Raw genomic sequence first — 22,159 nt, forward strand, 5'->3', positions numbered from 1 at the left:
CTGAAGTCATTTCGGCCGGTTTTTTTTTGTGGAAGTTGTGGGTTGTGTCGGTGCAACCGTCATGAAGCATACCACGCTTTAAAGGTAGTTAACTCAAGTATAGTAGATATATTTCGTATAATATAGTGATAATATATTCACTTCTTACGTAATAAATATTACTTCTTTATAATAATTAAAGAGTCGAGAAGAGGACAAATTCGAGTAGAAGAGAGATGGCAGACCATGCAATTTCGGAGATTAGGTAAGAGTGGAGTCAAAGTTAGCGAGATTAGTCTGGGCAGTTGGCTGACTTATGGAGGATATGTCGAGCGTGAGAATGCGGTCAAATCCATAGAAACCGCCTATGGGCTTGGAGTCAATTTTTTCGATACGGCGAATGTTTACGAGCGGGGAGCAGCTGAGAAGCTTATGGGAGAAACGCTGCGGGCATTTCCTCGCGAATCGTACGTGCTAGCGACCAAGGTGTTCGGGCAGATGGGCGACGGTCCTAACGACCGTGGGCTTTCACGCAAGCACATCATAGAGCAATGTCATGCAAGCCTGAAGCGGTTGGGAGCCGAATATATCGATCTGTACTATTGCCACCGTTTCGATCCACAAACGCCAATGGAAGAAACACTACGAGCATTGGATGATCTGGTAAGACAGGGTAAAGTGCTGTATGTGGGGGTCAGCGAATGGACGGCATCGCAGATGTCTGAAGCACATGCAATTGCTGATCGTTATCTTCTAGATCGCATAGTTGCAAATCAACCGGTTTACAATATGTTCAATCGATATATTGAGAAGGAAGTCATCCCTTACGGGGAACGTGGCGGGATCGGACAAGTTGTTTTCTCCCCTCTCGCTCAAGGCTTGCTTACAGGCAAGTATATCTCTGTGCAGGACCTGCCAGCAGATAGCCGGGCATCCAAACTAGATGGGATGCGAAAGGGTCTCACCGAAGAAAAAATCGCCAAGGTGAAGCAACTGAGTGAAGCGGCGGCCGAGCTGAACTTGACAGTTGGACAGTTAGCCTTGGCATGGATTCTGCGGCAGACGAATGTAAGCAGCGCCTTGGTAGGCGCAAGCCGGCCTGAGCAAGTAGAAGAGAACGTAAAGGCAGCCGGCGTTCTACTGAGCTCCGACATGATCGAGCGCATTGAAAGTATACTGGCATAACGGCCTATAAAGGAGAAGTAGAACATATTCAAAGTAGTCGTTACTGGCGGAAGCGGAATGCTGGGTGAATAGGCGGTAAAACATTTTGTCGAGCAAGGGTATGCTTGGCGTGATCAAATATAGAGCTTGTCTGAGTATGGTAAAGCATACAAGTCAGCACTGCAATTCAGTGATGTTGGCAGCGACTGTATAGTCGCCTGCCACCTCGTCTGACGTGTGTTGACAGCATACAGGTTAGATGATAAATTCGATATTACCAGTTTGAATAGTAGGAATTTGTATATCTACCGGAAAACCGGAGAATGCGCATTGTGCATCTCTGGTTTTTTTTATCTCGCGAGGAGGGAATAGATTGAACGACATTATTAAGCAGCTGCAAGCGCATCGCTCGATTCGCAAGTTTAAGCCGGATCCGGTGACGGACGAGCAGTTGGCTTCGATACTTGCATCCGCGCAAGCGGCATCGACATCGTCCAATATCCAAGCTTACAGCGTTGTAGGCGTGCGCAATAAGGGGACCAAACGCCAATTCGCCGAGCTAGCCGGCGGCCAGAAGCATATAGAGGAGGCGCCTCTCTTCCTAGTGTGGTGCGCGGATTTGAATCGCCTGCAGACAGCGGTCCAACTGCACGAAGGTGATGATGACAGAGAGTTAGTGCAAAATGTGGAAACGTTTCTGCTGGCGACCATCGACACTACTCTTGCGGCCCAGAATGCGGCTGTTGCTGCAGAATCGCTCGGACTTGGTATAGTCTACATCGGCGGCATTCGCAACGATCCGAAACGGGCGGCGGAGCTCTTGAAGCTGCCTCAGTTCGTTTATCCGGTGTTCGGCATGTGCCTTGGCGTGCCTGACCAGGAGCCAGGCATTCGTCCCAGACTCCCAGTGGCTGCCATTTATCACGAAGAAATTTACGGAGATGAAGCGCTAGTATCCAGCATAAAAGACTATGACGAGACAACTAAGGCGTATTATTCATCCCGTGCCGGCGGCAGCAAGGATACGTATTGGTCCAAAGAGATGGCATCGCGTTTCCACAAAGGGCTGTTGCGCGAGCACTTGCACGGGTTTATTGAAGGTCAAGGCTACCGATTCAAGTAAGCGAAGCTTGGCAGTTAAGACAAGGACAGCGCCCATTCGGAATGGGCGCTGTTCTGTTTAGGCGAATCACTTTCATAGCGATTCTGAATGCTTGTATTCTGTCGGAGAGAGCGAGGTGAACTTTTTGAAAATACGGAAGAAATACGAATGGTCATAATAACCCAAATAATTGGAAATCTCGGTCACCGATAAATCGGAGTTCGTGAGCAGATTGCAAGCCTCTTTCATGCGCAGGGAGTGAACATACTGAATCGGAGATACCCCCGTTACTTCGCGAAAGATAGAGATTGTATAGTTGGCTGAACGATGGATTAGGGCCGCAAGCTGATCGATATGCGTGGGTTCGCGATAGTGGCTAACCAAATAGTTTTGAATTTCATTTGCCAGCTTCAGTTTGATAGGCGTGACTTCGACTTGCTCGAATTCACGGGCTGCCATTCCGACAAGCTCCAGTAAAATGCCAGTTATAACGTAAGGATTGAATTTGCCCTTGCCCTTGCTTAATGCTTCGAGATAAAGCCTCTCGAATCGCTGCTTCATATACTCGAAGTTTCGGATTTTACATTTGCTGAAGCGAGCACTTCCAAGCACTGGAAGCACCTCGGTATCCGCTTTTGAATGTTGAAATAAGACGGTCATTTTTTGATGTTCGCCTTCCATATTTTCGCTGGCCCGCATCGTGCCAATCGGGATAATCAGCAGGTCACCTTTTTCTGCAATTACAGGATGATCGTTAAGGGTATATTTGACTTTGCCGTCCAATATCAACGCGATTACGTTATGATCCAAGACCGTCAACGTATTGCGCCAATTTGGGATCCGGTTGTCAAAGTGTACGGAAGTAAAGGTCAGCATTTGTACGTTGGTCCTTTTTTTGGAAGTATAACAAGACTGTAGCGGTGTACATGGAGAATTTCAATTATTCTTTGATAAATATATATCTTCGCGATTAGTAATAAGAGAATCATACACATGAGTGATGAAATGTGCATGGACGAATCTCCCTATCATTCAGTACGATTAATGAATAAGAGCCATATAAAGGGAGAGTTGAATGATGAGAATATTGCTGTTAGATTTAGATGCGACCAGACCGGACCATTTGGGCTGTTACGGATATGGGCGGAACACTTCGCCAAACATCGACAGAATGGCGGAAGAAGGCGTTCGATTCACGAATTATTATACATCCGACGCTCCCTGCTTCCCTTCGAGGACGGCGCTGATGACGGGACGCTTCGGCATACACAACGGTGTCGTCGGCCATGGCGGCACAGCCGCCGACGTTCGTCACGAAGGCGCTGACCGTGATTTCCACAGTCGATTAAATCGCGAGTCTTTTCCTGCCTTGTTCCGTTCGGCAGGCATGAAGACTGCACTCGTCAGCCCTTTCGGAGAAAGGCACTCGGCTTGGACGTTCTATGCCGGCTTCAACGAAATTCATAACACCGGCAAGGGCGGCGGAGAATCGGCGGAGGAAGTCACGCCTGTCGTACAGGACTGGATTCGGCAAAATGCAAAGAAGGATGACTGGTTCCTTTACGTGAATTATTGGGATCCACACACGCCGTACCGTGCTCCGGAGGAGTTCGGCAATCCGTTTGCGAACGATCCGTTGCCGGAGTGGATTACGGATGACGTACTACAGGAGCATACCACCCGTAAAGTCGGACCGCACAGCGCCCGCGAAATTAACATGTATGATAATAGAACGGATCCGAAATACCCGCGTCATCCGGGTGAATTCACTGACCGCGAAGGCTTGCGCACGGTCATCGATGGCTACGATTGCGGCATCCGTTATATGGACGAGCACATTGGCATGATCTTCCGCGATTTGGAGGAGCAAGGCGTGATGGACGACCTCGTCGTTATTATTACGGCCGATCACGGGGAGAACATGGGGGAGCTTGGGATATATGGCGAACACGGAACCGCTGACCAAGGCACCTGCCGGATTCCGATGATTATCCGCTGGCCGGGCATGATGAAGAACCATGTCGATAACGGATTGCATTATCATCTTGATTTGGTTCCGACGATGGCAGAGCTGCTCGGTAAAGCGAAGTCTCCGTCGTGGGACGGCGCTAGTTATGCGCCAGCATTGACGTCGGGCGACGATTGCGGACGGGACTATTTGGTTGTATCGCAATGTGCGCACGTCTGCCAGCGAAGCGTTCGCATCGGCGATTATTTGTACATTCGGACATACCATGACGGCTATCATTTGTTCGATAAGGAAATGCTCTTTAACTTGAAGGAAGATCCGCATGAGCAGCATAATTTGGCGCAGACGGAACGAAATCTGTGCAAAGAAGCGGTGTACTGCTTAAACGAGTGGCATGACGCGATGATGAGCACGATGCCGTTCGACACGGACCCCCTTTGGACAGTGATGAAAGAAGGCGGACCTTACCACGCCAAAGGCCATCTGAAAAAGTATGTCGGCAGGCTGCAAGAGACGGGAAGAGCATACGCAATCCCTGAGCTGGAGCGCCGGCATCCGGCGGAATTTCGTTAAATGAACCGAGGTGATCCCGTGGAATATGTAAAGCCAAGTTGCAGTTGTATGGCAGTCCGCGATACGTTACCCGCGCGGAATGAACGTGATGCATCGACTTCAAGTCAGAAAGCGACTTTGGAATTGTCAGAGGGAATGATATTTTTGCAGGGCGGGGAGTTTCTGATGGGATCGGACGATCAAGAAGGATTTCCCGGCGATGGAGAGCGTCCCGTCAGGCGGGTAGTGATAGACCCGTTCTATATAGATCCATGTGCGGTCAGCAATGCCGAATTCAAAGCCTTCGCGGATGCGACAGGTTACGCGACGGAGGCGGAGGTTTTCGGCTCGTCCTTCGTGTTTCATCTGCTCGTTCCACGCGAGGTAGTAGACAAAGTGCGGCAAGCGGTGCAGCATACGCCTTGGTGGTGGAATGTTGAAGGAGCAAGCTGGAGAGATCCTGAAGGACCGGGTACGGGAATCGAAGACCGTATGGATCATCCGGTTACCCACATTTCTTGGAACGATGCCATGGCTTACTGCAAGTGGAGCGGGAAACGGCTGCCAACGGAAGCGGAGTGGGAGTATGCGGCGCGAGGCGGGCTCGTGCAGAAACGATACCCGTGGGGCGATCTGCTTAAACCGGACGGCGAGCATCGCTGCAACATTTGGCAGGGGAAATTCCCGGACAAAAACAATGCAAGCGACGGCTATGTCGGAACAGCTCCGATCCGTGCTTTTGCCCCGAATGGTTACGGTCTGTACAATATGTCCGGCAACGTGTGGGAATGGTGTTCGGACTGGTTTAGCGCAAGTTTTCACGTGAACGGACCTCGCGAAAACCCACAGGGTCCCCCTGCTGGAGACGTCCGCGTCCTTCGCGGAGGATCATACCTGTGCCACAAATCGTATTGCAACCGTTATCGCGTGGCGGCCCGGAGTCGAAACACGCCTGATAGCTCAACGGGAAATATTGGCTTCCGGTGCGTAATGTAGTCGTTCAGTATCACACAATCCGCAATATAAACGTTAAAAAAAGCCTGGTCAGCTAACGGTAGCATTCTAGAGGAAAACCTTCTAACAAAGTCATGTTAGGAGGTTTTTTTGTTGGACGAAAATCGAAAGCGGACACTTAAACTAATAGAAAAATGGATGAGGGATGAGGAATTGCGAATAGAACAAGAAAAGGAACAACAAGCTCCAGCGAATAAAAAGGCTAATCAAAATAATCAACAGCCGCCAGGTGAACCGGACTAAGTCAAGCCACAATCCGAATACATCAGTATTGAGGTGGTTTGATGGAGAAGACGTATGTGTTCACGTATGTACCCTCGGCCAAAACTGAAGAAAGTGAGCAAAGCGATGAACCATCGAACGTCGAAGTAGCTGCAGTTGAAGCCAAATGGCGCGTCATCGACTACATTCTAAAACAGATCTTGATAAAAACCGGCTGAAGTATGTTCAGGCGGTTTATTTTTTTAGGAAAAGGACACGCCAACAACATACGAACAAGTGTTCTTTTTTTGACGGTGTGTAGAGCTTGAGTCACTGCTAGAAAGGAGGTGTATCTGATGTATACTGCGGTTTATGTAAGGGTATCGACAGGCATGCAAGCTCTAGAAGGAACGAGTTTGGACGGCCAAGTGGAGCTTTGTGTAAAGAAAGCCAAGGAACTCAATGTCGGTGCTTCTAGTATCAAAGTGTATAAGGAAGAGGGGGTTAGCGGTGAGGATATCGATCGCCCTGCTATGAACCAGCTTAGACAAGATATACGGGTAGGGCTGATTTCACAGATCATAATTACTCATCCTGACAGATTGTCACGCGATCTCACTGACAAGTTATTCGTCTGTCGCGAGTTCGAGGCTAAACATGTGCAATTGATATTCGTGGACACGGAGTATAAGAATACGCCGGAAGGTCAGCTCTTCTTTAACTTAATCAGTGTAATCGCACAGTATGAGCTGTCATTGATAAAGAAGAGAACTGTTCGTGGACGGCTAAAAGCTGTTGAGAAAGATAAGAAGATTATGCCGATGCGTGTCCCACCGTATGGTTATGATTTAGTTGGCAGCAGTCTGGTGATAAACGAGAATGAAGCAAGCTTTGTGAAACTTATTTATCAATGGTATGTGCATGACAACCTCACGATGAGGGAGATTGGAAATAGGTTAGTAGAGATGGGAGCTGAACCCAAAAGGGCAGAAAGTAAAGTATGGAATGCCAGCTCGATACAACGAGTTTTACAAAGTGAGATCTATGTAGGTAAGTATTACTATAACCGCAGATGTACTCAGAAGGTTAAAGGAGAGCGGACGAAGAAAGGGGCACCTAAGAAGACCTATACCTATCGCCATGAGAGCGATTGGATTCTTGTCGAAGTGCCAGCGATAATTGATGACAGTTTATTTCAGTTGGCTCAAGAGCAACGAGTGAAGAACAGAACGAATGCCGGCAATCAAAAGCGTGAGTTCTTGCTACGTTCGCTATTAAGGTGTGAGCATTGTAGCCGTAAATGGGAGGGCACAACATATTCAGGACGAATGAACAAGGTCACGGGTAAAAGGGGGAAATATACATGTTATCGGTGTCCGAACAGAAATCCGAGAAGATATGGACTAGAGATTGGGCCGTGCCCAACCCTCTCCATAAGAGCCGAACTCCTTGATGAATATGTATGGGGCTTAGTTATGGAGGTGGTATCTGACCCGATGGAGTATATGGGGAGGTTACATACCAATAAGGAGTCTGTAATTAGCGAGTTAGTATTAACGTCAGATTCACTTCAAAAGCTGCTTTCGTCAAAGGAGAAGGAAGCGGACAAAATAAAAATTATGTTCAAAAAAGACCTAATTGATGAACATGAAATGGAGTTGGAGTTTAGAGCGATAAAGGCTGAAATGACTGAACTGCAGCAGCGGTATGAATCTTGCCAAGAGCAAATGGGTTTAATAAAGCTAGAAGCGAATTCAATGAAAGAGGATCAGCTGGTCCTAGATAAAATAAACGAGTTCATTGTGAGAAAGGGAGAAAGTTTAACGTTCGAGGACAAGAGACATATCATCCAATCACTTGTTGATGAATTACTGATCAGATGTAAGGAATCGAACGTCCATATCACTGCTGTTGGTCATTTAGATTCCTTACGGATGCTCAAAATAACGGACTGCAATCGATTATTACAGGACAACTAATAGTATCCACAAAGAGAAGAAATGTACATTCTCATGATGGGTGAAGTTGCTTGGAAGAGCTGTTGAATCAAATCGAAAGCAAATTTCGATTGAAAAGAGGTATTTTCTTCCTTTTTGTCGAAAACTACAGTAGTCGTACTTGTCGAAACTGTAAGAATCGCCGGCAATAGTAAAGGGATAGTGATGTTGTTGCTAACACCGAATCAAGATAAATTTAATAAGACAGAAATGTATTAGACCCATCAAAAGTTAAACTGATTCGTCATTCTCTTAAAGACAAAAACTTTAGATTATGTTATAAAAATGGATTTATGGAGGAGTATCAGAAATTACAAAATGAACGATTTTTTAATGGATACGACTACATTTCATCTTTTATTAGTGAACCAGGTACAAGTGCTAAGTTCATGGGCTGTTTTTCGGTAGGTTTGGCTCAACTCTGTACACCAGCACTTATACCGAAAGATTTTCCGGCCCCCGAAATGTTCAATTCTGGTCATTATTTTGATTTGAATAAGTCTGACCTTCTAAGTGACTTAATAGAAAGACTTATTATAGATTGGGGCAAGTCAACAATTTCGTGGCATCAATGGGCAACAAATGAGAAGGCAATACTTGCGATACAGGAGAACCCTAGGTTAGCCTTTAATGGTTTTGAAGAGGTGTTATTGAGTTACGGGAGAGTTACTCGAGATTGTAAAAGATTCAACCCTGTACGAAAATTGGCATGCCGCATTATCCTCGATATATGCTATTTATCTAATTTCCGATAAGACGAGTGGTAAATTATATGTAGGGTCTGCATATGGTTCTGGCGGACTGTTGAACAGGTGGAAGAACTACATAGAGACAAAACATGGCGGTAATAAAGGTATGATTTCTGTATTAAGAGATTTTCCAAATCGATTTGAAAATTTTCAGTTTACTATCTTACAGGTGCTGCCTAAAACCCTGACCGCTGAAGAAGTAATTGGAATTGAAAATCTCTACAAGAGAAAACTTCTAAGTATAAATTTTGGAATGAATGAAAATTAAGTTATTTGACTTTGATTTTAGAAATGTGGGGAAGAGTTGAATGGAGACTGCTGCAATTAAGAAAAATACAAGTTGGATACCTGTGTATCTAAAAGAAGATGGTCGACCAGAAAGTGAATTTGTAAATCTACAAGAATGCTTTAGGTTTCTACGAGGACTTGAGCAATTTAATGGTTATAGTAACAATGGTATATATAAAGTAATTAATTCAGGAATCGATGATGATAAACAGCTCCATCTTGGATTTACTTTCTGGACAACGATAGAGGCAAAGGAAAAACGAGCTGGTCGTAAGACACGATGAAAGGTCAGAGAACACCTTTACTTTTTATTGAATTTCTACCATAAGGTATTGCTCTATGTCATATTTGATGAAAGCAGTCTGACATCGGGTTGTGTACACAACGTCAAAAAATTCGACAACACTGGCGAAGATTTGGAGGACTTGATCTCAATCGGCACGATCGGGCTCATTAAAGCAATTGAGAGCTTCCAAACCGGCAAAGGCACGAAGCTAGCGACGTTCGCGGCTCGTTGTATAGAGAACGAGATACTTATGCATTTGAGATCGCTCAAGAAGACACGCAAGGACGTATCCTTGCATGATCCGATTGGGACGGATAAAGAGGGCAACGAAATTACTTTGATCGATATTCTCGGCACCGAAGCCGATGATGTGGCGGAGAAGGTTCAGCTGAAGATTGAGAAGAGCAAAATCTATAAAAATCTAGATATACTGGATGACCGCGAGAAGGAAGTCGTCGTCGGCCGGTTCGGGCTGATTGCAGGTGGGGAAGAGCGGACGCAGCGGGAAATTGCGAAGGAGCTTGGTATCTCACGGAGCTATGTGTCGCGCATTGAGAAGCGGGCGCTGATGAAGCTGTATCATGAGTTTTATAAAGCAAAAAGGTAATAATACGGTCGGATGATGAGTGCTTGCAGTATATAAGAAGAAGCCAAACGGTAGAGTTTCCGTTTGGTTTTTTTTCATGCGAACATATTGGAAAGCAGTACGAAGTAGGTTTGATGTGCCCGTTTATTGTATGATGGATAGCAGAATGACTGCCATAATAGGTATGCATCGTATTGAACATAGGAGGATCACATGTCCTGGAGCAAATTGAAGCAACAACTGGAGAGTTTTCTCAGCCCTGCGTTATTGGGTAGGGTCCAATATCTTTCAACCAGCTACCGTTATTTACCCGATAAAGCAGGACTTTGTTATATTGCCGTTGATAAAAAGAATGTACTCAATATGAGTGATGCAACGACATTAATCCGATGGTATCAGACGGAGCTGGAAATTAAGAATGATCCAACGATCCAAATTCCTATCCATAATGATGAATTGGAAGCGATCAGAAAAGAAACCAAGGGGCAAGTTCCGGAGGAGCGCCTAAAAGTAATTGCAAGAGGTAGAAAAATATCTGAATTTGCAAAGGAGCTCATGTTAGCACAGTCATCATTAAGTAAATCAAACTTTAATGTTATAGCTACTAAATTTTTATCCCAATCTATAGAGGTGAGTATGGAGAGCCAGGATATTTTGTTGAATATTTTGGCATTGGTTGACAGACGTGTTGGAAAAAAACGCGTTTTGAACATGGGCGATAGGATAAAGTTAAAGCATCCCATCGTGCAGTATTTTTATGAACTAAGGCTTAGTACGATGTGAAGATCGTACTTCGGTAGCACCGGGCTTACTTAAGCGACCCGCAAATAATGCAATTAAAAGACGTTCCTCGCCGCAGGAGCGTCTTTTTCGTCGAGTGGATAGGGCTCCAGAATCAGTTTACATCACCTACAAAAACCGCCTTGTTTTCGCTATCAGATGAAATTATAATGAAGTCGCTGTCGGACTTAAACGTTTCGGGAAATAGGGGTTGTAGCCATTCATCGTGTAAAGGAGGGACAGTGAACCGTTCCACTATTTTTGTTCATAGTAATGTAACCGCTACCATAATATCAGTCACACTTCAGGTTGCGCTTGAAGAGACAGCTAACCAATTGGGGAGGTTTAACTGTGAAAAAAATTAGTTTCTTACTCGTAGCGATTTTTCTTATTCTCTCGCTCGCGGCATGCGGCAGTAATAATGGCAACAATAGCAGCAACAGCGGCAACAGCGGCAACGCAGCGAATGACAGCAGCTCGGATTCTTCCAATACCGGCTCGAACAATGCAGCCAGCGGCAAAGAAGTCGTCATCAAGTTTCCAAGCTACAAAACTGGCAATAACGTTGGCGCAATCTTCTTCCTTCCTCAGATCGAACGCTTCAACAAGAAATTCGCTGGCAAATACAAGATCGAGATTGAAGAAATCGTCCAAGACGAATACTCGAAGAAGATCAAGCTGCTCTACCAGCAGAAGAAACTTCCACCACTCATTGAAGTCGACAAAGAGCTTGCCGACATCATGATTAACAACGGTGACCTCGCTGACCTTAAGCCTTACATCGATAACAGCCCAGAAATCAAGGATGTACTCATTGATGATTCTGTTAAATATAACACGGATAAGAACGGCAAGATCATATCGCTTCCGCTTGCATTTGAGCGTCCAATCGGCATGTACTACAATAAGGAGCTGCTGCAAAAAGCAGGCCTCACTGGCTTCTCTGATACATGGGACGGCTTCTTCAGCGACCTGGATAAGCTGAAAGCTGCAGGCGTTACACCTCTTTCGTTGATGACAGGAGAGAACGGCTGGACGACAATGCTGCTCGCATCTGCAATGATCGCATCCGATCCGGAGGGTCAGCAGATTCTGACGAAGGGCGATATTGTAACAAACTTCAATTCGCCGCTCTGGATCAATACATTCACGAAGGTGCAGAAGCTGCTCCAAGATTATACGACGAAGTCCGCTCTTGGCGCGACGTATTCGATCGCTGCGAATGAATTCTTCAGCGAGAATACGGCAGCAATTGCGAACGGCCCATGGATGGTCGGTGATTTCGGCAACACGGATAAAGTAGCAGAAGGCTTCGCTGACAAAGTAGGAGCAACCATTTATCCTGGCGGTGTTGCGCTTGGCTCTGCAGACGGCTATTGGTACTCAATCCCTACAGGCACTCCGCAAGAGGAGATCGACGGTTTGATCGAGTACTTCAAGTTCATCTACTCGCCTGAAGAGCTGAATGCGTTTCTCGTCGCGGAAGGCGGCTTCGCACCGAAAATGCCGATGCCAGAGGAGTCCAAAGCGAAGCTGAACCCGATTATGAGACAGCTGAATGACGAAGTCGGCGCGAAAATGAAGACACTGAATCGTTTGATCTATGACATCGTGCCCCAATCCGTATCCGATCTGTTCGCGAAGAACTTGCCGCTTCTAGCAACGAACGATATGACGCCAGAACAGTTCTGTAAAGCTATGACCGACACGGCGGAGAAGTTCAAGAAATAACAGCCATATCCACAAGAAGCGCATAGCAGCAGTCGCTAATGCGCTTCTTGTACATACATGTTTCACCTACCTACCGCTCGCGTATGGAAAGGGGTTCAGTCATGTACAAATACAATAAATTATGGGTGTACCTATTTATTGTACCGACCTTGCTGGTGTTTCTGACGTTCTACTTCGTGCCGATACTAACTGTGTTTACGACCGGGTTTACCGAGTGGAACGGATTTAATGCACCGAAGCTTGTAGGATTCGATAACTACAAGATGATCTTCACGGATGACAACTCGCTAACGGTTTCCTTGATCAACCTGTTCAAATGGTCGATTATCGCCGCCTTCATTCACGTGCCCTTCGGCGCGCTCGTGGCATTCATTATTTTCAAGCGACCGGTTGGCTGGCGGTTTGTTCGTGGCGTGTTTATGATTCCGAATGTCATCGCGGTATCAGCATGGGCGATTATATACAGGTTTATTTTCAACGACCAGATGGGTCTGTTGAATAACTTCATCCGCAAGCTTGGTTTCTCAAACTTCCATACGAACTGGTTCTTCGACACGCAATATGCGTTCTCGGCGATCAGCTTAACATGGGTGTTCTATGCCGTCATCGTGACGCTGCTTGTCCTGTCCGATTTGATGGCGATTCCGAAGGAATTGCATGAAGCAGCGAAGATCGACGGCGCGACAGAAGCCCAGATCCACTGGCGCATCAACCTTCCTCTCATTCGCGGCTCGCTCGGCACTTCCGTCATTTTGTCTGTCATTGCGCGGATTACAATGTTCGAAGCGATCTTCTTGACGACGAAAGGTGGACCGGGCAACTCGACTTATAATATTTCGGTCATGCTCTATGACGGCATTATTAATTATCAATTCGGTTATGCCAATGCGGTCGCGACGATCATGATTATACTCGGCATCGGTGTTCTTGCCATTACGACGAAAGTGTTCCGAATGAACAAAAGCGTCTACAACTGATGGGTGGTGCCTGCTGATGAGTGCTGACTATTTGAAACGCGGTGTGATCCAATTTTTCAATTACTTGGTGCTTCTATTTACAGTTTGTATCTCGCTTGTGCCTCTTCTCTGGATTGTCGTCTCCTCCTTCAAATCGAACAAAGCAATATTGAATAAGCCATTCGCTCTTCCGACAGAGATTAACTTCCATGCTTATTATTCCGTGCTGCAGATGAACAATTTCTTAAGCAATACGTTCAACTCGGTGTTGATCTCCGTCACGTCGACGCTGGTTGCGTTATTGTTCTATGCACTTGCGGCGTATTCGTTCGCGAAGTTCGATTTTGTCGGCAAAAGAGTACTGTTCATCTTGTTCTCGGTGACACTTCTTATCCCGGGACATGCGACCGCACAGCCAATCTTCTCTTTTATTAATTTGACAGGGCTGTACGATACGAGACTTGCGCTCATTGTCGTCTATATCTCAGCTGGCCTGGCGGTATCGCTGTTCATTCTGCGTGCAACGTTTCTGTCCATTCCGAGGGAGCTGGACGAAGCCGCTTATATGGAATCGGCGAGCTTCTGGCAAGTGTTCTTCTATATCAATTTACCGCTTGCGAAGGCAGGGCTGTCGACGGCGGGCATCTTGATGTTCCTCGGCAATTGGAACGAATTTTTCTACGGCTTTATGTTGACATCCTCAGCGGAGAATCGGACGCTTCCGGTTGCGCTGCAGTTCTTCACCGAGCAGTTCTCCTATAACTACACACAGCTGTTCGCAGCATTGACGCTGGTCACGTTGCCGAGCATTATCTTGTATATGCTGGCGCAGGAGCAAGTACAACAAAGTGTAGTCAGCGGCGGTGTAAAAGGCTAATCTAGAGAGAGGAAGAACACTACATACTTTGGCAGGTGGATCGTATGGCGACGATTAAAGATATTGCGAAGATTGCCGGAGTATCGATAACAACGGTGTCCAGGGCGCTGAACGGCTATGACGATGTAAGTAAGGAAACGAAGCAGAAGATCAAGACGATTGCCGATGAGCTGGACTATTCGCCGAATGCGGTTGCGCGTAGCCTAGTATCGAGCAAGACGAACACGATCGGCGTTATTTTCTCAGAACTGAAATATACGGGCGGGAAAGACACTCTCGCATTTGACATTCTGATAGGCATCAATGAACGGGCGAACGAGATGAATTACGATATATTGCTCTTCAGCACGAGTCCGTCTAAGCAGCGGATCAAGTCGTATTACAATTTGTGCAAGGAGCGCAACGTCGACGGGGCCATCATCTTCGGGCTTAGAGTGGATGATCCGTACCTAGAGGAAGTCATCCAGAAGTCGAAATTCCCTTGTGTGCTCATTGATATACCGTTCTCGAACGAGCATCTAGGCAATGTAACGACCGATAATATCGATGGCGTTCGCAAAGCTGTTCAGCATTTGATTGACGGGGGCCATACCAATATTGCGATGATTAACGGGTACCCGGCGGCGCATGTGAGCGAGCAGCGTTTGAAAGGTTTTAAGAAAGCGCTTTCGGACAACGGGATTGCGTATGATGAGTCCAAAATATGGGATGGTGAGTTCTCTGAGGATGGCGGCGAGCAGGTAATGCAGCGGATTTTGGACGAGCATCCGGGTGTTACGGCGGTGTTCTGTTCCAGTGATCTGATGGCACTTGGCGCCATGCGCGCGCTCGAGAAGCGGGGCAGAAAAGTGCCGGACTCGGTATCCGTTGTCGGCTACGACGATATTATTCTGTCCTCTTACTGCGTGCCGAAGCTGACGACGATTCATCAAAACAAATACGACATGGGCTGGGCAGCGGCGAAGCTGCTCATCGAGATGCTCGAAGGCAAGCAAATCGATCATAACGTGGTGCTGAATAATGAGCTGATCGTTCGGGAGAGCACCAAGAAATTACGGTAAAAAAGCAGCCAGATCCCGCTCACAATTGGATATAAATTACCCAAAACGTTTAAGTGAAATCAACGCAATCAAACCGATATGGGAGGATGTACGAGGATGAGACTTAGCGCTGAAGAATTAGCAAGTGGGCGGTTATCGCCTGAGACGCTGGAACTGGCTGTGCAATTGATTAAGGTGAATGGGTATGTGTTGTTTGAGGAAGTCCTGCCAAGAGCGCAGATCGAGGAGTTGTTTAACAGCTATGTGTCCATTCTGGACCCTTACTTTGAGCAGCATCGCGAAGAAATTCTGAATCCGGGCAACGGGTTTAACGACGGCACGAACCATGTGAGGCTCTACCTGCCATTCATCAAGCCATTCTGCGATGAGGCGGTCATTGCAAATCCGTTCGTCACGGAGATCGCGGATCAAATTCTGGGTAAAGACTGCTTTATGACGTATTTTGCAACAAACACTTCGATGCCGGGAGGTAAGACGAAGCAGCCTGTCCATGCGGATACATCGTCACGTTATGGTGACCGGTATGATGCGAATTTGCCGATCGCGAACCTAGTGGTCAACTATCCGCTCGTTGATGTGACAGAGAACAACGGGCCGATGGAAGTGTGGCCAGGCGGGACGCATCTGCATCCGGACAGCTGGTATGCGTCGAATGCGTTCAGTAAGCCGAAGCTCGCAGAGCATATGCATTATATTAAAATGTTAATGCCAGCAGGCTCCATCCTCATTCGAGATGACAGAGTGTGGCACCGCGGCACGCCGAACCACTCGGACAAACACCGTCCGAACATCGCGCTGATCTATTCAGCGAACGGACCGAGCGCAGGCACGATTCAAATTCCGCAGGAGACGTATGACGAGCTCTCCGCGAAAGCTCAGCGCCTGCTGCGTAAAGAACTGATCGGCTATCCGGTAGCAGAGCCGAAGCATTAATGGAAACGGTAGCAGCCGACATTTCTCATATCATCCGCGATAGCTTCCGAAATTGCATTGCCGACATGCCCTCCCACCGCTTGAAGATACGGCTGAAATAATGAAAGTCCTCGTAGCCGACTGCCGCGGAGATGGACTCGATGGTCTGGTCCGTCTCCCGCAGCAGCCGCTTCGCCTCCTGGTGGCGCACCGACTGCACGAATTTTTTCGGCCCGATGCCCATCATCGACTTGAACTGCCTGCTCATATAATCCTCGTGCACGTTCAAATACTTCGCCATCTCCGCGCTTGTCCATCTGCGACTGAAGTCAGACCGAATTTCCTCTGCGAGCTGAAGCAGCTGCTTCTCGTATTTCGGATGCGAGAGGCCGCGGCGCTCGTTCTGATGCCGTACGAGCAGCGTAATGAGATGAACCATCAGCCCGCTGCAGATGACCTCGTACCCTTGCTGCTTTTCATTCCACTCCTGAATGATATTTTCGAGCAAAGAGATGATTCGAGGCGATACCGTATTGAAGAGAAGCTCCATGAAGATCGGTTTGTCCTGCAAATACGGGATATGGCAAAGCAGCTCCACATTCGGCGCTTGCTCGTCTACTAGGATCGAATACGTAACCTCGGATGTTTCGAAAAAGTCAAAATGAACCCCAAGCAGCTCCGCATACGGCTCCGATAGCACCTCAATCCGGTGGTGGAGCCACGGAGGCAGAATGAGGAGACTGCCGGCCCGTACCTTCAGCGATGCTTCCCCTTCAATTGTGGCACGCAGCTCGCCATGCTTCACGTACAGCAGCTGGAAATCGTAGATGCGGCGGCTCCATTTGAACGCGGGCGCTCGGTTATGCGGCTGCGCCCAGTGGATGACAGGCGATAGCTCGCGAAGTGTCGTTGGTCTTGCGGCTGGAGAGATCGAAGTGGCCAATAGATGAACACCGCCCCCATGAATTATTTTCGGAAAAGTCCAAAAAACAATCACCTTTATGTAAATCCATACTAACTACCCGAATGGTAACATGAAAGCGCATTCTCTAACAATCGGAGGCGGTCTCATGATTATCGATCTTAGGGGCAAGGTAGCCATTGTCACAGGTGCTGGCAGAGGTATTGGAAGGCATATCGCCATGACGCTCGCACAGGAAGGTGTTGTCACAATCGGCACGGATATTCGGGCAGAACTGCTCGGGGACCTTGGGCATGCGTTCGCCGAACAGCAGCTGTCTGGAGCTCAGTTCGTATGTGACGTACGCGATGCGAAGCAGATTGCAGAAGTCGTCGAAGAGGTGCGCAGCCGCTTCGGCCGCATAGATATTCTGGTCAACAATGCAGGCGTGGCAAGCGGCGGCATCGTGGAAGAGCTGAAGGAAGAGATATGGGATGCCAATATGGACATTAACATGAAGGGCACGTTTCTGATGTGTCAGGCAGTTGCGCCGATTATGAGGGAGCAGCGGTCAGGGCGTATCTTGAATGCGGCTTCTTTTGCCGCGATTGTCCCTTCCTATGGCAGTGCAGCGTACGCTTCTTCGAAGGCAGCCGTTAAGCAGTTTACCCGGGTTCTAGCCGGGGAGCTGGGTCCCTACAATGTTACGGCGAACTGCTACTCACCTGGCATGATTCCAACGGAAATGAATCATTTTGCCGAGCAGACGGAGGAGCGTCAGAATCGGCTGCTGGATACGCTCACTTTGCGCCGCTGGGGCAACAAGGATGACATCGCGAACTTGATCTGTTTCTTGGCATCGGACCTCGCAGGCTACATTACGGGGACGATGATCGACATTAGCGGCGGCAAGCTTGCAACGCAAATGCCAGCGACTGCTTATGAAGCGGCAGCACGCAAGGAATCGCTGCTGTCATGACAGCGCCGCTTCGCGATATTCAGCAGAAGAGCGTCATCGTTACTGGTGGGGCAAGGGGCATCGGCAGAGCGATCGCCCTTCGGTTCTTGCAATGCGGTGCGCATGTCGTCATTGCTGATGTGGATGAGAGCGGTGTGGCGACAGCGAGGGAGTTGTCGGAGGATGGGTACGCGTCGAAGGTTCATTTTGTCAGGTGCGATGTCTCGAAGCGATCAGATATCGAGGCGCTCGTTGCCGAGACGACAGGCCATTTCGGAACTGTTGACGTGCTAGTGAACAACGCGGGTATCTTCCCGCGCTGCGACATGCTGCAGATGGATGAGGCTTTCTGGGATCATGTGCTGGACGTTAATCTCAAAGGCACGTTCATGCTTTGCCAAACTGTCGTGCCTAGCATGATTGAACGTAGCAGCGGTGCGATCATTAATATCGGCTCGAACCACGCGAATGCCGGAGAACCGGCGACTCTCGCCTATGCTGTCTCAAAGGGGGGGATCGTCACCTTAACCCGTAATCTCGCCAAAGCATTGGCGCAGCACCGCATACGGGTCAATTGTGTGCAGCCTGGATGGATCGCATCCGAAGGTGAGATGGCCCGCTGGAAAACGGCAGGCATGGATGAAGCGAATATTACCGCACATATGAGCCGTATGGGGCTTGGGCGGATGCAGACAGGCGAGGATATCGCCGATGCGGTGCTCTTCATGGCGTCGGATATGAGCCGGCAAATTACCGGGCAGGTGCTCGTTGTGGACGGTGGAAATTCAGTTCGGTGACATCGCGTAATTGGGCGCTCCCCTGTATAATAGATGAAGATGGTTTTGTTTTGGAAGGAGCGTACGAAGGTTATGGCTTATACAACCGAGCAGAATGGCGTTTTTCCATCGGTTTGTTCACTCGATTGTCCGGATCAGTGCGGACTGCTTGTTCACAAGGAGAACGGGCGTATTGTTCGCATTGAAGGCGACCCGGACCACCCTGTAACACAAGGGGCAATCTGCAATAAAGTCCGCAATATGACGGAGCGTATATATGACAAGGACCGTTTGCAATATCCGCTGAAGCGGGTAGGTCCCAAGGGAAGCGGCCAGTTCGAGCGCATCACTTGGGACGAAGCGATTGGCACGATCACTGCGAAATGGAAGCAGTTGATCGAAGAGGAAGGACCGGAAGCCATTCTCCCTTATAGCTTCTACGGTAATATGGGTCGGATCGGCACGGAAGGCATGGGCCGGCGCATGTTCAACCGTATGGGCGCAAGCAAGCTCATCTATTCCATCTGCGAAGCAGCGGGCACGGAGGGCTACGGCTATACGATGGGCGGCAGCTACGGGACGGACCCAGAGGAAACCGTTCACGCGAAGCTTCACATCATGTGGGGCATTAACGCCGTCAGCACCAATATGCATCAAGTGACGATCTCCGAGAAAGCGCGCAAGCAAGGGGCGCAAGTCGTCGTCATTGATGTGCACCGCAACCGGACAGCTAGATGGGCGGATTGGTTCATTCCGATTCTGCCAGGTACGGATGCAGCACTGGCACTTGGTGTGATGCATATTTTGTTCGCGGAAGGCTACGCCGATGAAGCATTTATGGCTGAGTTTACGACCGGACATGAGCAGCTGCGGGAGCATGTGAAGTCGTACACACCGGAGCTGGTATCGTCGATTACAGGTGTGCCTGTAGACGATATCTACAAGCTCGCGCGTATGTACGGCGAAGCGGAATCCGCGTTCATCCGGATCGGCAACGGGCCGCAGCATCATGACAACGGCGGTATGACGACTCGCGCGATTGCTTGCTTACCGGCGCTCACTGGGCAGTGGCTGAAACGCGGAGGCGGCGCTATTAAAGGCAACGGCGGCTATTTGATGATCAATAAGCCGGCCTTGGAACGTCCTGATCTCCGAGCGGAGAGCGGTGCGCAAGAGATCAATATGAACTTGCTTGGCATTGCGTTGATGGAGCCAGAGGGCCAGAAGCTTTCCTCGCTCTACGTCTTTAACGCGAACCCAGCAGTTGTGGCGCCGAACGCTAGCAAGGTAAGAGAGGGACTGTCACGCGAAGACTTGTTTACCGTTGTGCATGATCTGTTCTTGACGGAAACGGCGACATACGCGGATATTGTGCTGCCGGCTACATCTGCTTTTGAGAATACCGATCTATACCTGTCTTACTGGCATCATTATGTGCATTTGCAGCAGCCGGTCGCAGCGCCGTATGGCGAGAGCAAATCGAACAGCGATGTGTTCCGACTGCTTGCTGCAGGGATGGGCTACGAGGAAGAAGCGTTTCGTGACTCGGATGATAAGATGATCGAGCAGGCGCTTAACAATCCGAACAATCGCAATATCGCAGCGATTACGCTTGAAGGGCTGAAGGAGCACGGTTCAATCAAGGCTGACGTGAAGCCATTGTTTCCAGGCAAGCTGCGTACGCCGAGCGGACGAATTGAGCTATATTCGGCACGAATGGAGCGCAAGGGCTTTCCGCCGATGCCGACCTACACGCCGCTTGTCGATGACGGTCCGTACCCATTCCTGTTCATCCCGACGGCGAATCATAATTTCCTCAACTCGACGTTCTCGAACAATGAGAAGCATGTAAAGCTGGAGAAGACGCCGAGGCTGTATATGAACCGCTCCGATGCATCGGGGTTGAGCATAGAAGACGGTGACGCGATTAAAGTGTGGAACGATCGTGGAGACTGCGAACTGACAGCGGCTGTCGGCGATGATGTGCTCTCAGGCGTTGTCGTTATGCAGGGATTATGGGCAGACGGCAAGGATGGCAAGGCGCTTGTCAATGCGCTGACGCCGGACCGCGTGGCAGATATGGGGAAAGGTGCGACGTTCTTCTCAGGGCGCGTACAAGTAGCGAAAATCGAATAGTTTGCTGGAGAAAAGGCGGGTGCGTGGGCATGCGATTATCCATCGAGCAAATCATCAGTTATCAGACAGAAGGCTATCTTATCGTACCGAATGTATTCACAAGCGAGGATCTTCAGCCAGTCATCAATGAATTGTCAGCGGAAATTGATGCGCGAGCTGGTGCGCTCCATGCAGAAGGCAAGCTACAGGAACTCTACGAGGACGAGCCGTTCGAGCGGCGGTATATGCTGCTGCATGCTCAGTGCCGGGAGATTGGCCGAGGCTTCGACATTAATGGGTATCTTGGCGAAGCGATGTTCCGATTTCTTGCCAATCCGAATCTGCTGGATGTCGTCGAATGCCTCCTCGGCACCGAGCTGAGCTGCAATCCGATCCAGCATATCCGCGCGAAGCTGCCAGCTTCCAGTGTGGGCTCGGAGGATCCGGATTATTTTCAAAATGTCCCTTGGCATCAGGATTGCGCCGTTACCGCGCCTGACTCCGAAGCGTCGGAGATCATTACGTTCTGGCTGCCGCTCGTCGATGCGACCGCGGAGACCGGTTGTATGGAAGTAATGCCCCATGTGTTCAAGCAGGGGTATATCAATCATCGCGCCGAAGGCGGCACTTCGATTGTACCGGAGATGCTGCCGCAGGTGTCGCCTGTTCTTGCCGAATGCACGAAGGGCAGCCTCGTCATCATGAGCAAATATACGCCGCACCGGGGCATCGCGAATCGATCGGACATTGTCAGATGGTCGGTCGACCTGCGTTATCATAAGACAGGCGCGGCATCCGGTCGCGATGTGCATCCTTCGTTCGTCGTGCGCAGCCGGTTAGAGCCGGAAAGCGTGCTGACCGATAGCGAAGCATGGCGCCGAATGTGGCGGGAAGTGAAAGAGCAGAAGGGCAAGAGCCTACACCGGGTCTAATAAATAATCGAATAGGATGTAAAAAGCCAAGTGCCGCGTATAACGCGGCGCTTTTTTTACTTGTAAACGTTGAACGGTATGCTGACAGTAGATATGTATTTTTGACAAATTGGTTTACGTTTTGTGCATTTAAACGCATGAAATAAGATACAAATATCAAAAACGTAAACCAAAAATGTACAATTTACGAATAATGTAAAAAACGGTCTATTTCATCTCCCTGTTTCTCCCCCTATAATCAAGTTGTACCACGATCAAATAGAAAAGGGGTAA

At 48.7% G+C, this 22,159-nt stretch carries 22 protein-coding genes; 20 read left to right on the forward strand and 2 right to left on the reverse strand.

All coding sequences use genetic code 11. The annotated features are described in order from the left end of the window. Positions 1–225 precede the first annotated feature (225 nt). Together BMY11_RS05950 and nfsA are read left to right on the forward strand one after the other, a co-directional pair. The gene (locus BMY11_RS05950; protein WP_090573590.1) at positions 226–1,164 is read left to right on the forward strand and encodes an aldo/keto reductase family protein; all 939 of its coding nucleotides are present in this window, start codon (positions 226–228) and stop codon (positions 1,162–1,164) included. A 352-nt stretch (positions 1,165–1,516) separates the two neighbouring features. Further along, on the forward strand, positions 1,517–2,266 hold the full coding sequence (gene nfsA, locus BMY11_RS05955; protein WP_090573591.1) for an oxygen-insensitive NADPH nitroreductase: 750 nt from the start codon (positions 1,517–1,519) through the stop codon (positions 2,264–2,266). A 72-nt stretch (positions 2,267–2,338) separates the two neighbouring features. On the opposite strand, the gene BMY11_RS05960 is transcribed toward nfsA, so the two are convergent. Next, on the reverse strand, positions 2,339–3,121 hold the full coding sequence (locus tag BMY11_RS05960; RefSeq protein WP_090573592.1) for a helix-turn-helix domain-containing protein: 783 nt from the start codon (positions 3,119–3,121) through the stop codon (positions 2,339–2,341). A 202-nt stretch (positions 3,122–3,323) separates the two neighbouring features. Here BMY11_RS05960 and BMY11_RS05965 point away from each other — a divergent pair, with 202 nt between their 5' ends. The 14 genes from BMY11_RS05965 to BMY11_RS06020 all read left to right on the forward strand — a co-directional run bounded on the left by BMY11_RS05965 (position 3,324) and on the right by BMY11_RS06020 (position 16,225). Next, positions 3,324–4,787 (forward strand): sulfatase family protein, encoded by a 1,464-nt coding sequence (locus BMY11_RS05965; protein WP_090573593.1) that lies wholly within the window; start codon positions 3,324–3,326, stop codon positions 4,785–4,787. 48 nt (positions 4,788–4,835) lie between these two features. Then, positions 4,836–5,762 carry a formylglycine-generating enzyme family protein gene (locus BMY11_RS05970; protein ID WP_256217330.1) on the forward strand — a complete coding sequence of 309 codons (927 nt, stop codon included), beginning with the start codon at positions 4,836–4,838 and terminating at the stop codon, positions 5,760–5,762. 111 nt (positions 5,763–5,873) lie between these two features. Further along, the gene (locus tag BMY11_RS28755; protein WP_177182524.1) at positions 5,874–6,023 is read left to right on the forward strand and encodes a hypothetical protein; all 150 of its coding nucleotides are present in this window, start codon (positions 5,874–5,876) and stop codon (positions 6,021–6,023) included. Between the two features lie 41 nt (positions 6,024–6,064). Next, positions 6,065–6,220 (forward strand): hypothetical protein, encoded by a 156-nt coding sequence (locus tag BMY11_RS28760; protein ID WP_177182525.1) that lies wholly within the window; start codon positions 6,065–6,067, stop codon positions 6,218–6,220. A 117-nt stretch (positions 6,221–6,337) separates the two neighbouring features. Continuing rightward, entirely contained in the window at positions 6,338–7,960 is a 1,623-nt protein-coding gene (locus BMY11_RS05975) for a recombinase family protein (RefSeq protein ID WP_090573595.1), read from the forward strand. Positions 7,961–8,722: 762 nt separating this feature from the next. Next, positions 8,723–8,995, forward strand: coding sequence for a GIY-YIG nuclease family protein (locus BMY11_RS29670; RefSeq protein WP_371262784.1), 273 nt, complete (start codon positions 8,723–8,725; stop codon positions 8,993–8,995). Between the two features lie 40 nt (positions 8,996–9,035). Beyond that, entirely contained in the window at positions 9,036–9,299 is a 264-nt protein-coding gene (locus BMY11_RS05985) for a hypothetical protein (RefSeq protein ID WP_090573596.1), read from the forward strand. 48 nt (positions 9,300–9,347) lie between these two features. Further along, positions 9,348–9,908 carry an RNA polymerase sporulation sigma factor SigK gene (sigK, locus tag BMY11_RS05990; protein ID WP_090574363.1) on the forward strand — a complete coding sequence of 187 codons (561 nt, stop codon included), beginning with the start codon at positions 9,348–9,350 and terminating at the stop codon, positions 9,906–9,908. A 192-nt stretch (positions 9,909–10,100) separates the two neighbouring features. Next, positions 10,101–10,670 carry an SF0329 family protein gene (locus BMY11_RS05995; protein WP_090573597.1) on the forward strand — a complete coding sequence of 190 codons (570 nt, stop codon included), beginning with the start codon at positions 10,101–10,103 and terminating at the stop codon, positions 10,668–10,670. A gap of 348 nt (positions 10,671–11,018) precedes the next feature. After that, entirely contained in the window at positions 11,019–12,398 is a 1,380-nt protein-coding gene (locus BMY11_RS06000) for an ABC transporter substrate-binding protein (protein ID WP_177182526.1), read from the forward strand. Positions 12,399–12,499: 101 nt separating this feature from the next. Next, positions 12,500–13,375 carry a carbohydrate ABC transporter permease gene (locus BMY11_RS06005; RefSeq protein WP_218150167.1) on the forward strand — a complete coding sequence of 292 codons (876 nt, stop codon included), beginning with the start codon at positions 12,500–12,502 and terminating at the stop codon, positions 13,373–13,375. A gap of 16 nt (positions 13,376–13,391) precedes the next feature. After that, the gene (locus BMY11_RS06010) at positions 13,392–14,231 is read left to right on the forward strand and encodes a carbohydrate ABC transporter permease (protein WP_090573599.1); all 840 of its coding nucleotides are present in this window, start codon (positions 13,392–13,394) and stop codon (positions 14,229–14,231) included. Between the two features lie 44 nt (positions 14,232–14,275). After that, positions 14,276–15,292 carry a LacI family DNA-binding transcriptional regulator gene (locus BMY11_RS06015; protein WP_090573600.1) on the forward strand — a complete coding sequence of 339 codons (1,017 nt, stop codon included), beginning with the start codon at positions 14,276–14,278 and terminating at the stop codon, positions 15,290–15,292. A gap of 96 nt (positions 15,293–15,388) precedes the next feature. Continuing rightward, positions 15,389–16,225 carry a phytanoyl-CoA dioxygenase family protein gene (locus tag BMY11_RS06020; RefSeq protein ID WP_177182527.1) on the forward strand — a complete coding sequence of 279 codons (837 nt, stop codon included), beginning with the start codon at positions 15,389–15,391 and terminating at the stop codon, positions 16,223–16,225. Between the two features lie 25 nt (positions 16,226–16,250). Here BMY11_RS06020 and BMY11_RS06025 read toward each other — a convergent pair whose 3' ends face one another. After that, positions 16,251–17,147 carry a helix-turn-helix transcriptional regulator gene (locus BMY11_RS06025; RefSeq protein WP_090573602.1) on the reverse strand — a complete coding sequence of 299 codons (897 nt, stop codon included), beginning with the start codon at positions 17,145–17,147 and terminating at the stop codon, positions 16,251–16,253. A 127-nt stretch (positions 17,148–17,274) separates the two neighbouring features. Between BMY11_RS06025 and BMY11_RS06030 the strand changes: the two genes are divergently transcribed. The 4 genes from BMY11_RS06030 to BMY11_RS06045 all read left to right on the forward strand — a co-directional run bounded on the left by BMY11_RS06030 (position 17,275) and on the right by BMY11_RS06045 (position 21,886). After that, positions 17,275–18,084 (forward strand): SDR family NAD(P)-dependent oxidoreductase, encoded by an 810-nt coding sequence (locus BMY11_RS06030; protein ID WP_090573603.1) that lies wholly within the window; start codon positions 17,275–17,277, stop codon positions 18,082–18,084. Beyond that, positions 18,081–18,860, forward strand: coding sequence for an SDR family NAD(P)-dependent oxidoreductase (locus tag BMY11_RS06035; protein ID WP_090573604.1), 780 nt, complete (start codon positions 18,081–18,083; stop codon positions 18,858–18,860). Before BMY11_RS06030 ends, BMY11_RS06035 begins: the two co-directional genes overlap by 4 nt. A 72-nt stretch (positions 18,861–18,932) precedes the next feature. Beyond that, entirely contained in the window at positions 18,933–20,975 is a 2,043-nt protein-coding gene (locus BMY11_RS06040) for a molybdopterin-containing oxidoreductase family protein (RefSeq protein ID WP_090573605.1), read from the forward strand. Between the two features lie 29 nt (positions 20,976–21,004). After that, positions 21,005–21,886, forward strand: a complete 882-nt coding sequence (locus BMY11_RS06045; RefSeq protein ID WP_090574367.1) for a phytanoyl-CoA dioxygenase family protein — start codon at positions 21,005–21,007, stop codon at positions 21,884–21,886. Positions 21,887–22,159 lie beyond the last annotated feature (273 nt).

Origin of the sequence: Paenibacillus sp. OV219, from assembly GCF_900110075.1 — a bacterium.
Taxonomy (GTDB): Bacteria; Bacillota; Bacilli; order Paenibacillales; family Paenibacillaceae; genus Paenibacillus_Z.